Annotated in this window: 12 protein-coding genes and 1 tRNA gene; 9 read left to right on the plus strand and 4 right to left on the minus strand. The window is 33.9% G+C overall.

What is annotated here, in order from left to right; all coding sequences use genetic code 11:
* Positions 1-45 precede the first annotated feature (45 nt).
* Positions 46-118: transfer RNA gene (locus tag BUB89_RS08980), tRNA-Phe, on the minus strand.
* Positions 119-217: 99 nt separating this feature from the next.
* On the opposite strand from BUB89_RS08980, the gene BUB89_RS08985 reads away from it, so the two are divergent.
* From BUB89_RS08985 to BUB89_RS09010, 6 genes are all read left to right on the plus strand, one after another.
* A complete protein-coding gene (locus BUB89_RS08985) occupies positions 218-952 on the plus strand; it encodes a type III pantothenate kinase (RefSeq protein ID WP_073244162.1) in 735 nt (244 codons plus the stop codon).
* Positions 945-2,186 carry a BamG family beta-barrel-assembly machinery protein gene (locus tag BUB89_RS08990; protein WP_073244164.1) on the plus strand — a complete coding sequence of 414 codons (1,242 nt, stop codon included), beginning with the start codon at positions 945-947 and terminating at the stop codon, positions 2,184-2,186. The genes BUB89_RS08985 and BUB89_RS08990 overlap by 8 nt, the downstream gene beginning before the upstream one ends.
* Before the next feature lie 45 nt (positions 2,187-2,231).
* The gene (gene lptC, locus BUB89_RS08995) at positions 2,232-2,786 is read left to right on the plus strand and encodes an LPS export ABC transporter periplasmic protein LptC (RefSeq protein ID WP_073244166.1); all 555 of its coding nucleotides are present in this window, start codon (positions 2,232-2,234) and stop codon (positions 2,784-2,786) included.
* An 18-nt stretch (positions 2,787-2,804) separates the two neighbouring features.
* On the plus strand, positions 2,805-2,999 hold the full coding sequence (locus BUB89_RS09000; protein ID WP_073244168.1) for a hypothetical protein: 195 nt from the start codon (positions 2,805-2,807) through the stop codon (positions 2,997-2,999).
* 3 nt (positions 3,000-3,002) lie between these two features.
* Complete coding sequence (locus tag BUB89_RS09005; protein WP_073244170.1) at positions 3,003-4,262, plus strand: hemolysin family protein; 1,260 nt, start codon at positions 3,003-3,005, stop codon at positions 4,260-4,262.
* Positions 4,263-4,369: 107 nt separating this feature from the next.
* Positions 4,370-6,469, plus strand: coding sequence for a peptidylprolyl isomerase (locus BUB89_RS09010; protein ID WP_073244172.1), 2,100 nt, complete (start codon positions 4,370-4,372; stop codon positions 6,467-6,469).
* 75 nt (positions 6,470-6,544) lie between these two features.
* On the opposite strand, the gene BUB89_RS09015 is transcribed toward BUB89_RS09010, so the two are convergent.
* Together BUB89_RS09015 and BUB89_RS09020 are read right to left on the minus strand one after the other, a co-directional pair.
* Positions 6,545-7,468, minus strand: coding sequence for a GYDIA family GHMP kinase (locus tag BUB89_RS09015; protein ID WP_073244174.1), 924 nt, complete (start codon positions 7,466-7,468; stop codon positions 6,545-6,547).
* A gap of 27 nt (positions 7,469-7,495) precedes the next feature.
* Positions 7,496-8,815: a hydroxymethylglutaryl-CoA reductase, degradative gene (locus tag BUB89_RS09020; RefSeq protein WP_073244176.1), complete on the minus strand. Its 1,320-nt coding sequence runs from the start codon at positions 8,813-8,815 to the stop codon at positions 7,496-7,498.
* Positions 8,816-8,994: 179 nt separating this feature from the next.
* On the opposite strand from BUB89_RS09020, the gene BUB89_RS09025 reads away from it, so the two are divergent.
* From BUB89_RS09025 to BUB89_RS09035, 3 genes are all read left to right on the plus strand, one after another.
* On the plus strand, positions 8,995-11,160 hold the full coding sequence (locus BUB89_RS09025; RefSeq protein ID WP_073244178.1) for a S9 family peptidase: 2,166 nt from the start codon (positions 8,995-8,997) through the stop codon (positions 11,158-11,160).
* Positions 11,161-11,398: 238 nt separating this feature from the next.
* A complete protein-coding gene (locus tag BUB89_RS09030; protein ID WP_073244180.1) occupies positions 11,399-12,940 on the plus strand; it encodes a peptide MFS transporter in 1,542 nt (513 codons plus the stop codon).
* A gap of 52 nt (positions 12,941-12,992) precedes the next feature.
* Positions 12,993-13,454 (plus strand): thioredoxin family protein, encoded by a 462-nt coding sequence (locus BUB89_RS09035; protein WP_073244182.1) that lies wholly within the window; start codon positions 12,993-12,995, stop codon positions 13,452-13,454.
* 16 nt (positions 13,455-13,470) lie between these two features.
* Here BUB89_RS09035 and BUB89_RS09040 read toward each other — a convergent pair whose 3' ends face one another.
* Positions 13,471-15,492: a ComEC/Rec2 family competence protein gene (locus BUB89_RS09040; protein WP_073244184.1), complete on the minus strand. Its 2,022-nt coding sequence runs from the start codon at positions 15,490-15,492 to the stop codon at positions 13,471-13,473.
* Positions 15,493-15,503 lie beyond the last annotated feature (11 nt).

Below are 15,503 nucleotides of genomic sequence, written 5' to 3' on the forward strand. Positions count from 1 at the left end.
TATTAATAAAAACAAAAAACCCGAACTCTAAGAATTCGGGTTTTGTGGTACCTCCAGGGTTCGAACCAGGGACACATGGATTTTCAGTCCATTGCTCTACCAACTGAGCTAAGGTACCGTGCTTAACGCGGGTGCAAATATAGAACCATTTTTAATATATCCAAAACATTTTTATGAAAAAATCTATTCGTACCTTCGCCCAAGCAAAATCCAAAATATGATAGTAACTGTTGATGTGGGGAATACCCGAATTAAAGCAGCTGTTTTTGAGGGTAATACCCATTTGGAAAGCTTTGTTTTTGATAAAACAGTGCTTGAAAAAAACATAAAAAATATTTTAAAGAAATTTGAAGCAATAGTTAGCATTGTTGTTTCGTCAGTAGCGGATGTTGAAAAAGAGTCTTTTTTGATTTTCGAAAAAGAAGTTGAAGTTCATTTTGTTTCTCACGAAGATGCTTTTCCTTTTATCAACAATTACGGAACTCCAAAAACTTTAGGCATTGACAGAATGGTGCTGGCTTCAGGAGCGACTTTGTTATATCCTGATCAAAACCGCTTAATAATCGATGCGGGAACCTGCGTTACCTATGATTTTGTTGATGAAAACAATGTCTATCAGGGTGGTGCGATTGCACCGGGATTGCGATTGCGTTATGAAGCATTGCATAATTTTACGGCAAAGCTTCCGTTGTTGCATTTGCAAAGTCCGGAAAGTTATGTGGGAAAGTCAACTTCAGGATCCATACACTCGGGTGTGGTAAACGGATTGGTCTATGAGATTGACGGTTTTATAGATGAATATAAGGCAGGCTGTTCAAAAATTATCATAATTTTAACGGGTGGTGATGCAGAATTTTTGGCTAAACGATTAAAAAATACCATATTTGCCAATTCAAATTTCCTTTTAGAGAGTTTGAACCAAACATTTCAATATAAAATCAAAAATGATTAGAAAAATTATATCAAGCCTTTGTTTGCTTTTATCCCTGGCATCTTTTGCTCAGGAAGGAACTTCGTCTCCTTATTCTCTTTACGGAATTGGAGATGTTCGTTTTAAAGGGACTGTAGAAAGTCGTTCAATGGCAGGTGTTCAGGTGGAACAAGATAGTATTCATATTAATTTAGATAATCCGGCGAGTTTTTCTAATCTGAAATTAACCACTTTTACTGTTGGAGGTACCTATAACCAAACCACGCTAAAAAATGATTCCGGTTCTGAAAAAGCAAAAAGAACCACTTTTGATTATTTAGCTGTAGGATTGCCTATGGGTAAGTTAGGAGTAGGTTTTGGTTTGATTCCTTATTCTTCGGTAGGTTATAAAGTATCTTCTGTTGAAAATGATGTTAATAGTCGCGATTTTGGAAATGGAGGTTTGAATAAAGCTTTTTTTGCCCTTTCTTATAAAGTGGCACCCAGCTTTAGTGTGGGGGCTAATGTAGAATATAATTTTGGACATATTGAGACCACTGCTATGCAATACATTAATGGTGTTGCTTTAGGAAGTCTGGAATTGAATAAAGCTGATTTGTCAGGTGTGAATTTTAATTTTGGTGCGATGTATCAGGCAAAACTGAATGAAAAATTAAATTTTTTCAGTAGTTTGAGTTATAAATTAGAAGGTAATCTGGGGTCTTCCAATTCAAGAAGTATTTCTGCAGTGAGTTATAATTCGAATTTTGAATATTCTGAAGTGGAAACTTCTGAAGAGGAAACTTTTTCAAGAGATTTGACTTTACCTTCTGAGTTGAAAATAGGTGTAGGAATCGGTGAAACAAGAAAGTGGCTTATAGGTGCTCAGTTTGCTACAGCTAGTAAAGGTGATTTAGCCAATACTTATAATACTAAGCCTAATGTTTCTTATGATAAAGCAATGAAATATAGTCTGGGAGGTTATTTTATTCCTGATCATGACTCTTTTACAAGTTATTTTAAAAGAATCGTTTTTAGAGCGGGTCTTAAATATGAAGAAACAGGATTAATTGTTAATTCAGAGTCTATTAAAGATGCAGGTTTTAGTTTTGGATTAGGATTGCCTGTTACAGGTAGCTTTTCGAATATTAATTTTGGCTTTGAATATGGGAAACGAGGAACTACTTCAGCAGGTTTAATTCAGGAAAATTATGCTAAGTTCAGCGTAGGACTTTCGTTGAATGACAGATGGTTTGTGAAGAGAAAGTTTGACTAATACCTGTCTTTAAGAATTTTCAACAGCACTTTTTCTAATAGCATTATGCTTGTATTTAAAAAATATAAAATATTTCCGGTAGTCATGGCAGTAGCCGTGACTCTGTTTTTTGGGTGCGAAAGTAATTTTAAGAAAGTACAGCAAAATAATTTCACTGAATTTGCTCCCAGTGGCGATGCCGATAAAGTAAATTTAAAATATACCGATTCCGGTTTTATAAAAGCAGTATTGCTTAGTTCTAAAATGCTGGATTATGCCACAGTTGATTTTCCTTTTACGGAATTTCCTAAAGGTATTGATTTAACGCTGTATGATAATAAGGGTAAAGAAACACGTGTTACCTCTAATTATGCTATTTCGTATAAACAAACAGGAATAATTGATTTACAGGGAAAAGTAAAAATTGTTTCTCAAAACGGACAAATGCTGGAAACCGGGCAATTGTATTATGATCAAAAAAACGAATGGTTTTTTACGGAGAAAAAGTTTAAATTTACAGATTTAAAAGGCGTTTCAAACGGTCAGGGAATTGATTTTAGTAAAGATTTTAAAGTAGTTAATTCTCAAAGAATAACCGGTGAAGTACTAACCGCCGAATAATATAATTTTACAAATACTATGAGTTATTTAAAATATACCCCTTACATTTATATTCTTTTTGCTATATTTTTTATTTACGATGCTATCGTAAAATGGGATGACCCTACTAAAACGCCTCTTTTGAGTCTTTTAATAGCAGCTTTAGGTATTTTTATGTTTTTCTTTAGAAGAAGATTTGCAAAAAAAATGGAAGACCGCAACCGTAAATCATAATTTATGGAAATTAGTATTATTATACTATGTTTAATACTATCTGCTTTCTTTTCAGGGATGGAAATCGCATTTGTCTCGTCTAATAAAATTTATCTCGAAATAGAAAAAAAACAAGATAGTTTTATTTCTAAAATACTAACAAGACTTACTGAGAAACCTTCTAAATTTATTGCCGCAATGCTCATTGGGAACAATATAGCACTAGTGGTGTATGGTTTTTTTATGGGTGACTTGTTAATGAACTGGATTCATTCGCTGAGCTATCATTTTTCTGATTTGTTGAATTTGTTGATCCAGACGGTATTGTCTACAATCGTTGTTTTGATAACAGCAGAATTTTTCCCAAAAGTATTCTTTCAGATTTATTCGAATGTATTGATTAAGTTTTTTGCTGTTCCGGCTTATATTTTCTATTTGCTTTTTTATTTTATTTCTACTTTTTTAATTTGGGTTTCTGATTTTATTTTAAAACGATTTTTTAGAACAGAAGGAGATCAGATTCAGTTGTATTTTTCTAAAATAGAACTGGGAAATTACATTACCGAACAAATGAGCACTATAGAAGATGATGAAGAAGTAGATTCGGAAATTCAGATTTTTCAAAATGCACTGGAATTCTCAGGCGTGAAAGCCAGAGATATTATGACACCGCGTACTGAAATTGTAGCAGTCGATTTGTTTGATGCTGTTGATGAACTAAAAGATCTGTTTGTGGAAACGGGATATTCTAAAATTGTAGTTTATGAAAATTCATTAGACGAAATTATAGGTTATGTACATTCGTTTGATTTGTTTAAAAAACCCAAAAATATTAAATCAGTAGTGATTCCGGTCGAATTTGTTCCGGAAACCATTTATATCAAAGATGTTATGGATTTGCTGATTAAAAAACGTAAAAGTGTAGCGGTAGTTTTAGACGAATACGGAGGGACTTCCGGAATCATTACGGTAGAAGATATTGTCGAAGAGCTGTTTGGTGAAATAGAAGATGAGCATGATTCTGATGAAGAATTAATAGAAAAAGAGATGGAAGAGGGTACCTACCTTTTTTCGGCCCGTTTTGATGTGGAATATTTAAATCAGATGTATAAATTGCAAATTCCCGAAAGCGATTCTTATGGAACGTTAGGAGGCTTTATTGTAGATTTCACCAAAGAAATTCCTCAAAAAAACGATGTAATCACCATTGGGAATTACCATTTTGTGATTGAAGAAGCGACAAATAAAAAAATTGAATTAGTAAAAATGACTGTAAAAGAGTGATTTTTTTAGAAAAACAAAAAATCTTTTAAAATAAAACGTTACTTGTATTATTATTAACTAGATAATTGTATTTTCGCAAACTGAATATAAAATTAACAACAATAAAAATGGCAGTTTTATCAAAAATTAGACAGCGTTCCGCCTTAATGATTGCAGTTATTGCATTAGCTTTATTTGCATTTATCATTGGGGATTTATTCAAAAGCGGAAGTTTTAGCAGTACCTCAAAAGATGTAGGAAGCATCAACGGAAAAGACATTTCCTTTGAGGATTTTAGACTTAAAGTAAGTAATGTTGAAAAAAGTGGACAGGGAATCACTTCTACAGCTGCAGCTAACAGAGTTTGGGAACAAGAAGTTTCGGTTGCTTTATTAACTGATGAATTTGATAAATTAGGATTAAGAGTTGGCGAAAAACATATTGTTGAAATCTTAAAAGCAGACCAAAATATCGGACAAAACCCAATGTTCCTGAATGCTGCTGGAATGTTTGACCTGGCTAAATTTAAAGACTATTTTAAAGCTAATCCTGAGCAGGCTGAATATTTGAAACAAAGAGAAAAAGATGCTGAGTTAAATGCAAAATACCAAATTTACAGTACTTTAATCAAAGCAGCTTCTTACACCACTAAGGCTGAAGGTAAATTGAAATATGAAATGGAAGCGAATAAAGCTAACTTTTCATATGTGGGTGCTTTATATTCTTCAATCAAAGACAGTGATGTAAAAGTGACTGATGCAGAGATTTTAGAATACATGCAGGAAAATAAAAAACTATACAAAGCGGATGAATCCCGCGGAATAGAGTATGTTTTGATCGAAGATAAAGCTTCTGCAGCAGATGAGGCTGAAGTAAAATCAAGCATCAGCAGTTTGTTGACAGGAAGTGTGGTTTACAATCAGGCGACTGGTAAAAACGATACTGTAGCAGGATTCAGAACTACTAATAATGTTATTGAGTTTGTAAATTCAAATTCGGATATTCCTTATGATTCTACTTATGTAGCTAAAAAAGATTTACCGGCTGTAGATGCTGACAAGTTATTTAATTTAGCTCCGGGAGAAGTTTACGGACCTTATATTTTTGGAGATTACTACTGTATTTCAAAATCTTTAGGAAAAAAATCAGGAATTAATGCTAAAGCAAGCCATATCTTAATAAGTTATGAAGGTGCTCAGGTTCCTAACCAAAGAGAAAAAAGAACAAAAGAAGAAGCAAAAGCTAAAGCAGAAGAAATATTAGCACAGGTTAATGCTAGTCCGGATAGTTTTATGATGTTGGCTTTCCAATATTCTGATGATTCATCGGCACAACAAGGTGGTGATTTGGGTTATTTTGGACAAGGTCAAATGGTGAAAGATTTCAATGATTTTGTTTTCAACAACGGAATTGGAAAAATTGGTTTAGTGGAAACTCCTTTTGGATTTCACATTATCAAAGTAACAGATAAGCAGGACGGAATACGTTTAGCTACTGTAGCTCAAAAATTAGAAGCATCGGAAGCTACTTCTGATAAGATATTTACTGAGGCAACTCAGTTTGAAATGGCTGCTGCTGATGGTGATTTTAACAAAGTAGCAAAACAAATGAAATTGACTGTGACTCCGGCAATTTCGGTAAAAGCTATGGACGAGACTTTTGGTCCGTTAGGAAATCAAAGAGCTATTGTAAGATGGGCATTTGAAGATGATACTAAAGTAGGTTCAGTAAAACGTTTTGAAGTAGCTAATTTAGGTCACGTAATTGCTACAGTTAAAAATATTGATGATTCAGGATTTGCTCCAATTGATCAGGTAAGACCTTTTATTGAAACAAAACTGAAAAAAACTAAGAAAGCAGAAATGCTTAAAGCTAAAATGAAAGCTACTTCTCTTGAAGCAATCGCTAAGGCTACAGGAAGTAAAGTAGAACAAGCTGTTGGTGTAACTTTAGACAACCCTGTTTTAAACGGTGGTGTAGGTCAGGAGCCAAGAGTAGTAGGAAATGCATTTGCTTTAGCAGCTAATAAAATGTCAGCTCCTATTGAAGGAAATACAGGAGTGTATGTTGTAAAAACTACCAGTATCGTTAAAGCTCCGGCTTTGAAAGATGTTGCTCCTTATGTTGAAAAAGTAAAAGCACAATCAGCAGGAGATGTAAACAGAGTGTTGCCGGCTCTTAAAGATATCGCTGATATAAAAGACAACAGAAAACAATTTAATTACTAGATTTTAGTATCAATTTAATTCATAAAAAAACGTCCCGAATTTTATTCGGGACGTTTTTTTATATCTTTTTTTTGGTTACTCCAATATCATATCCTTATAAGGAATGATGGTTTTGAAGCCTTTAGAAGCAAAATAAGTAACTGGATTTACATCAGAAATAACCATAACAAAATCGCCTCCCCAGGCACCTAAACTTTTTATTTCACCCATAAAATCAAAGAACAAATTTTCTTTAACGGTAGGGGTTTCCAGAATGGTACTCATAATTGCTTCGTGTCTGGCAATTGCAGCAGCCATTATAGTGCTGTTTTTGGCATGGATAATTTCCTGAGTTATTTTATCTATTTTAGTGATGTTTTTTTCAATATCAGTAGTTTTGTTTTTTTGGTAATTGGCTATGGCAGTTTTGCTGCTTTGTTTTTTATTCAAATACACAAAATAAATAGTATCGGTAAAATGAGGATTAAAATGTACCGCTTCCACTTTAGGTTTCCCTTGCTTTAACTGATAGCTAACGGGCGTGTTGTTTTGTGCACAGGCAATGTCATAACCACTACCACCAAAGCTGTTGTTTAGCAATTTAAAAGCATCAATTTCCAGCCATTGAGCTATATTATTGATAAGTGTTGAAGAAGTTCCTAAGCCCCATTTTTTAGGAAAAGTCAATTCAGTACGTATTTCAAAACCTTTTTCCTGATTCAGAAAATCAGGATTTAACAGATACGCTTCGTGCAGAATTTTTAGCAAAGTGTTTTTTACTGATTCTTCTTTTGCCGAAACTGGGTTTTTTATTTCTGAAAAAGCAATGCTGTCTTCAAACCAGATGCTTCCATCAGCATCAAAACTTTTCCAGCGGATCTCCGGGTTTTTGCTTTCCTCAATAATTAAGTTTTGTCCAAATTTTGTTGGCAATGCCAATGCTTTAGCTCCGTCTAATACCAGATATTCAGCAGTGATTAATAATTTTCCGTTGCTGTAAAATGTTTTTTTTGTATCCATTTTCAAATTGAATTAAAATTGCAGCGCTTATTTTTTTCTGATATCTTCAATAAAATTAACTACACCGCTGTGCGATACTACATGGTTTTTAAAATGCTTTTGTACAGCATCACGCTCTTCGGTAGTAGCTTCAAGTTGGTTCAAAATATTGTTGAGATGCATTTTCATGTGTCCGTCCTGAATCCCTGTTGTGGTTAACGAACGCAATGCGGCAAAGTTTTGAGCTAGTCCCGCCACAGCAACAATTTTCATTAATTCTTTAGCAGATGGATTTTCGAGCATTTCCAGCGAAAGTTTAACTAGAGGATGTAAACTCGTTAATCCGCCTACAGTACCTAATGCTAAAGGCACTTCCAGCCAGAAACTAAAAATACCGTTTTCTATTTTGGCATGAGACAGACTGCTGTATTTTCCGGATTTTGCAGCATAAGCATGAACTCCGGCTTCTACAGCTCTAAAATCATTTCCTGTTGCCAGAATCACGGCATCAATACCGTTCATAATTCCTTTGTTGTGGGTTACGGCTCTAAAAGGTTCTACTTCGGCAATTTGTACGGCCTGAACAAAACGCTGTGCAAAAACTTCCGGATTCGGAATGTGTTTCTCGGCTAATTCTTCCACAGGACAGGAAACTTCGGCTCTTACAATGCAATTAGGAACATAATTTGAAAGAATGCTCATCACTACTTCGATGTTTTTTTCTTCTTCTGTAAAAAGTTCATAAACTTGCGCTTCTGTTTTTAAAATCTTAGCAAATTGTTCTAAGCAGGAATTGATAAAGTTAGCACCCATGCTGTCAATGGTTTCAAAAGTAGCATGAAGTTGAAAATAATGGTCTAATAATTGGGTTTTGTCTTCCAGTGTGATGTTTAAAATTCCGCCACCACGCTGTTTCATGTTTTTTGTAATACTTTCTGTTTCCGATAAAAACTTAGCTTTTGTCTGAGCAAAAAACAGCTCCAGTTTAGAAACATCTCCTTTGTATAAAAAATGAACCTGACCTATTTTTTCGGTATTGATAATCGTAGTTTTAAATCCACCACGACTAGCCCAGAATTTGGCCGATTTAGAAGCTGCAGCAACTACCGAACTTTCTTCAATTGCCATTGGGATGGTGTAATATTTGTCATTAATTAAAAAATTAGGAGCAACACCCAGCGGAATATAGAAATTACTAATGGTATTTTCTATAAATTCATCATGCAGTTTTTGAAGTTTTTCATCAGAATTCCAGTATTTTTTTAATAATAAAATAGCGTTTTCCGGATTTGAAAAGTAAGCGGAGGCAATCCAGTTTATTTTTTCTTCTTTTGATAGTTTTGAGAATCCTGCTACGGCTTTGTTCATTTTCAGTTAATTAAAATATAATGAGCGGCAAAGATACGTTTTAGCCCTTTTATTTGCCATTAATTTAGCATCAATAAATAACTCTTCCTTATTTATAATGTGCATTTAAATCAATTAAATAGGTGATAATTGCCGTTTTTTTACTAAAATTGAATTCATTTTATCTGAATCTCTGCTTTATGAATCATAAACTGTCTTCCTTTGTCCTGTTTTTATTGAGTTTTGTTGTTTTTGGCCAACAAAAAATAACTGTCGAATCTATTTATCGGGGGATGTATCGCACCGAAGATATGTACGAACTGCATTCGCTAAAAAAATCCAATCAGTACACGGTTCTAAACTATGATCAGTCGGGACAGTCCACTCAGATTGACTTGTATGATTTTGCCACGCTGCAAAAAACAGCAACAATTATTGATTCTAAACAGCAAAAAATACCTACTATTGATGCTTACACTTTTGATTTGGAAGAAAAAATACTTTTGTTAGCCTGCAATTCCACGCCTATTTATCGCCACTCTTTTACTGCCGATTATTATCTGTATGATATTTCTAAAAAGGAGCTAACACGATTGTTTGACTTCCAAATTCAGGAACCTACTTTTTCTCCTGATGGAAAGAAAATTGCTTTTGCCAGAGAAAATAATTTATATGTTTACGATATAGCATCCAAAACAACAGTCCAAATTACTGCGGATGGACAAAAAAATACAATTATTAACGGAATTTGTGATTGGGTTTATGAGGAGGAATTTGCTTTTGTTCGTGCTTTCGACTGGTCAGCAGACAGTAAAAAAATAGCCTACATTCGATTTGATGAATCCGAAGTGCCGGAGTTTTCAATGACGGTTTTCAATCAGCAATTGTATCCTGAAGTTACCACTTTTAAATATCCAAAAGCAGGTGAGAAAAATTCAAGAGTTTCTTTACATCTTTATGATATTGCCTCAAAAGGAATAAAAACAGTAGATTTAAGTAATTATTCTGATTTTTATATCGCCAGAATAAAATGGACTAATGATGCCAATGTTTTGTCAGCTCAGGTTTTAAATCGACATCAGGATAATTTAGACCTGCTTTTTATTGACGGAAATTCAGCGGCTAAAAAAGTGGTTTTAAACGAAAAAGACAAAGCTTATATTGATGTTACCGATAACCTAACTTTTCTAAAAGACAATAGTTTTATCTGGACCAGCGAAAAAGATGGTTTTAATCATATTTACTATTATGATAAAACAGGAAAGTTGAAGAATCAGCTGACTAAAGGCAATTGGGAAGTGACTCAATTTTATGGAATTGACGAGAAAACCAATACAGCGTTTTATCAGTCAACCGAAAATGGTTCCATAAACAGAGGTGTTTATAAAATCGCATTAAATGGAAAGAATAAAATAGCTTTATCAAATGAAACAGGTACTAACGAAGCCACTTTTAGTCCTGATTTTGATTATTATATTCGTACTTTTTCCAGTGCTAAACAATCTACTGCATATACTTTGAACGAAGTAAAATCAGGGAAAGAATTAAAAGTAATTGAAAATAATGCTGCTTTAGCAAGCCGGCTGAAAGAATATAATTTGCCCGCAAAAGAATTTTTTGTTTTAAAAACAGAGAAAGGAATTGAACTGAATGCCTGGATTATTAAACCAAAAGATTTTGATGCGGCTAAAAAGTATCCTGTTTTTATGACGCAATATTCCGGTCCCGGTTCACAGCAAGTAGCCAATCAATGGAATTCTCTGGATGATTACTGGTGTTTAATGCTTTCGCAACAAGGATATATTGTAGTATGTGTGGATGGTCGCGGAACTGGTTTTAAAGGTGCCGAATTTAAAAAAGTAACACAATTACAATTGGGAAAATACGAGGTTGAAGATCAGATTGATGCGGCAAAAGTTATTGGAAATTATCCGTATGTTGACAAATCCAGAATAGGGATTTTTGGCTGGTCTTATGGCGGATTTATGGCTTCGAATTGTATTTTGAAAGGAAATGATATTTTTAAAATGGCCATAGCTGTTGCTCCTGTTACTAATTGGCGCTTTTATGATTCCGTTTATACCGAAAGATACATGCATACTCCACAGGAGAATCCAAGTGGTTATGATGATAACTCGCCTATTAATTTTGCCGGTCAGTTAAAAGGGAAATACCTTTTAATTCACGGTAGTGCGGATGATAATGTGCATGTTCAAAATTCGATGGAAATGATGAATGCCTTGATAAAAGCCAATAAACAATTTGATTCCCAAATTTATCCGGATTGCAATCACGGAATTTACGGTGGAATGACCCGAATACAGTTGTTTAATAAAATGACGAATTTTATAAAGGAAAATCTATAAATCAATTTAAGAGGCTGTTTAAATTTAATTGCGAGTATCAGTTTTGTCAGTCTGAGCCTGTCGAAGACCTCGTTTAGTGAATAAATAAGCACTTCGACAAGCTCAGTGTGACAGAAAAAATATAGTTCTAAAATTTATACAGATTCTAATAAGTTTGAATTTTAGAACTATATTTGGATTTAAAATTTTTATTTTCGAAAATACTCATTAATAATACCAATTCTCTAAAACCTGATTTATGAATCAAGATACTCAAGATAATTTTTTTAAAAGCACCGTTTTAGGACATCCGGCAGGATTATTTGTACTGTTTTTTACTGAAATGTGGGAACGTTTTTCTTATTATGGAATGCGTGCTTTATTGGTTTTGTTTTTAACCACTTCATTGACTAAAGGCGGTTGGGCCTGGAATGTCGAAGACGCAATGGCACTATATGGGACTTATACGATGGTTGTTTATTTTACACCAATTGTAGGTGGGTATTTAGCAGATCGGTTTTTGGGATATCGCTGGGCAGTAGTTATTGGAGCATTTATAATGACCTTGGGGCATGTTTCTATGGCTGTTGAGACACCTACATTTCTCTATATTGGTATAGTTTGTCTTATGATTGGAAATGGTTTGTTTAAACCTAATATGACATCGATAATTTCAAATGCTTACGAAAAACATCCGGAAAAGAAAGACGGGGCATACTCTTTATTTTATATGGGAGTAAATGCCGGAGCTTTTTTAGGAATTATGCTTTGTGGTTACATAGGAGAAAAAGTTTCCTGGAGTTTAGGATTTGGTTTGGCAGGAATATTTATGTTTTTTGGAATGCTACAATTTTATTTTACGCAAAATATCTTTGGAAATATTGGTTTGCCTCCTACCGAAGAGACAAAAAAGGCATCTAAGGAAAAAGAAGCACAAGAGAATATAGCTCCCAATATCATTAGAGACCGGATAATTGCAGTAGTGATTTTTTCTGTTTTTTCTGTTTTCTTTTGGGCTGCATTTGAACAGGCTGGAGGTTCTATGACAATTTTTGCTGAAAAGTTTACGCAAAGGGAATTGTTTGGAAATGCAGCCTGGATTTTTAAAATCACTGATGCTTTACTGACTCTTATTCCTCTGGTAGTGATTACATATGTTTTGCTGAAATTGTTTTCTAAAACAGTTAAAGACTATGCTTTAGGAAATAGTATTTTATCATTAAGTTTTATTATTATTTGGGGAATTGTTATCTGGAAAATTAAAAGAGATTTTTCAACAACTGAAACTGAAGTTCCTGCTTCGTGGTTCGGAATTTTAAATTCATTATTTATTATTTGTTTTGCTCCGTTTTTTTCAAAATGGTGGGAGAGTAAGTACAATATTTCAGGTCCAATGAAATTTGGTCTGGGATTAGCATTGTTAGGACTGGGTTTTGGATTTTTAGCTTATGGAAGTATGGGGATTACTGCTGATTCGGTAATCAGGGTAAGTATGGTTTGGCTGGTTGCTGCTTATTTGTTTCATACTTTAGGAGAGTTGTGTATTTCACCTGTAAGCTTGTCTTATATTAGTAAATTAGTACCGGCAAGTTGGATTGGAATTATGTTTGGGGTATATTATTTGTTTTTAGGAATGGGAAATAAATTAGCAGGTTCTATGGGGGGATTGATTGAGACAATTAGTAATCAATACAGTTTGTCTACCTTCTTCCTGATTTTTACAATCATACCCATAGCTTTAGGAGTAATTATGTTGTTGTTGTCACCATTAATGAAAAAAATTATGCACGGTGTCAGTTAACTGACATTTACTGGTATTGTTTTTGTGTAAGTTTGTAGTTTAAAAATCAATTATGAAAAAAATATATTTAATCGCTGTTTTTTGTTTAGCTATGGTTTCAGCACAGGCTCAGGAGCTAAAATGGCACAATGATGTAAAAGAAGCCATTGCTATTGGGACGAAAGAAAATAAACCTTTACTGTTGTTTTTTACCGGAAGTGACTGGTGTGGATGGTGTATTCGTTTGCAAAAAGAAGTTTTAAAAACGCCTGAATTTACTAAATGGGCAAAGGATAATGTAATTTTAGTAGAGTTAGACTACCCTAGAAGTGTACCTCAGACTCCTGAAATTAAGCAGCAAAATTATGAAATACAAAATGTTTTAGGTGTTCAGGGATATCCAACAGTTTATTTTGTAAAAGGAGAGAAGAAAGATGAAAAATTTAATTTACAAGCTTTAGGGAAAACAGGTTATGTTCCCGGAGGTCCAGTGGCATGGCTAGAAGTGGCTAATGGAATTTTAAGTCAAAAATAAAATTTAGGAAATACAATTATTTTAATTGAAAGTATCCCTTTTCGGCTGTAGCATGAAAAGGGATTTTTTGTTTTTTACAACTCATTTCCCATTGCGCTAACAGCGATTTGTAATTAGAACCATCGGCAATTACCAGTTTGGGTTGTAAGGAGAGAAGCATTCGTTCTATATTTATTTTAGGCGATTGGGTAAGCAAAATTATATCCGGTTTTGAGTTTTTTATAAAAACACCGGCACTGTCCAGAATAAGAATTTTATTCTCCTTGAAATATGCCGTGTGCTGTAATGGTTTTTGATTTTTTAGCTGACCAGAATTTGCAATTAAATAGGAGTTGAGCATTTTGCTTTTTGCGGCAGCACTATCATTGGAGTAAAGAAAAACTTCATTACCCTGCCGCTTAACTATGAGGGTGTTTCTTTTTTGGTTAAAAACAAGCCATTCTTTCTGATGCCGGACTTGCCAGTTGTTGCGCAATACTGCTAATTGGAATCCGATAATGGCAAGCATTACCCATAATAAACTTTTAAAATAGGGTTTTTTAAGCCAAATGACAAATGCAATAATTAAGAGGTAACTACAAGTAAGCATGCTAAAATTAAAAGGTATGTCTCTGATAATAAATTGTTCGAATGAAGCAATGGTATTGATGATTTTGTTAAGTAAATATATACTCCATTCCAATGGTTTTATTAACCAAAAGGGAGTGAAGTTTATTGCCGCAAATGCCATAACTACTATTCCCAGAAACATTATAATGCTTAATAATGGGATAACGAACAGATTAGTGACGAAAAATAATCCGGGAAATTGATGAAAATAGTACAAACTTAAAGGCAAAGTGCCTATTTGTGCAGCGAAAGAAACCGTTAAAATATCCCAGCTGTATTTTATAATTTTATTTTTTGGTTTCCAAAGTTGGGATAAAACGGGTTGGAACCAAACAATGAAAAACACCGCTAAATAACTCAGTTGGAAGCCTACATCATACAGGAAATAGGGCTGAAAAAGTAAGATCAATAATATGGAAACTAACAAAGTATGGTAGATGTTAACGCTTCTTCGAAGATGTAATCCGATGGCAACAAACGAAAACATAACGACTGATCGGACAATGGATGGTGATAATCCGGCAATGAAAGCAAAAAAGAATAAACTGCTTACTATGATAGTTAATTTTAAAAAGGAGCCTTTTCGGGTATTTGGGATTGGGCTTAATATGAAATTTAAAAAAAGAAATATAAAACCAACATGCAATCCGGAAACGGACAGAATATGAATGGCGCCTGCATACTGATAATCCTGAATAATCTCAGGAGCAATATCCTGTCTTTGACCTAAAATCAAAGCAGAGGCTACGGCTAGTGCTGTGGAATTAAAATTTGCTTTTTCTAAGTTGTGAAGAATTCGGGTTCTGATTTTAGCAATGTAAAACCAGCTGTCTTTTTGAAATTCAGAACTTTGCTCAATAGCTGTTGGATTTGCATATAGCTGAGCATAAATTTGCTTGTTGTTGAGATAATTTCCATAATCAAACTGATTAGGATTATCAGGATTCTTGTTCTTTTGAATATATGCCTGAATGCGTAAAATATGCCCCACTTCAAATGTTTTAGGCAGACTTTTAGGGATATTCAGTAAAATTTTCCCACTGTAATTTGTATGGTCTATCGATGTAATCAAAGCGATGTAACGCTGATTGTACGTAGTGTTTTTTAGTTTTTCTCTAATAATAAGTGTAACAGAATGCTCTTTTTTAAAAATATTGTGGTTACTGTAATTGTTTTTTCGGAAAGAGTCTGTTTGGATAATCAAACTGCTCATTCCTATGAGAAAAGAAATTAAATAGCTAAGAAGGGAAGAATAGAATCTGGCATTTGGGATTTTGCTAACTAAAAAAGCAAAAATACTCCCTGTTAATAAGAAGATAAAAAGAAGCCCGAAAATCCATTTTGGATTTGGATTACAAATAAAAGCCGTCATAATTCCCAGTAGGAAACCTAAAGTGATTCTGGCTAACGGAAATTCAAGTACTTTCATGTTTCTAAAGT

The organism is Flavobacterium flevense, from assembly GCF_900142775.1.
GTDB lineage: Bacteria > Bacteroidota > Bacteroidia > Flavobacteriales > Flavobacteriaceae > Flavobacterium > Flavobacterium flevense.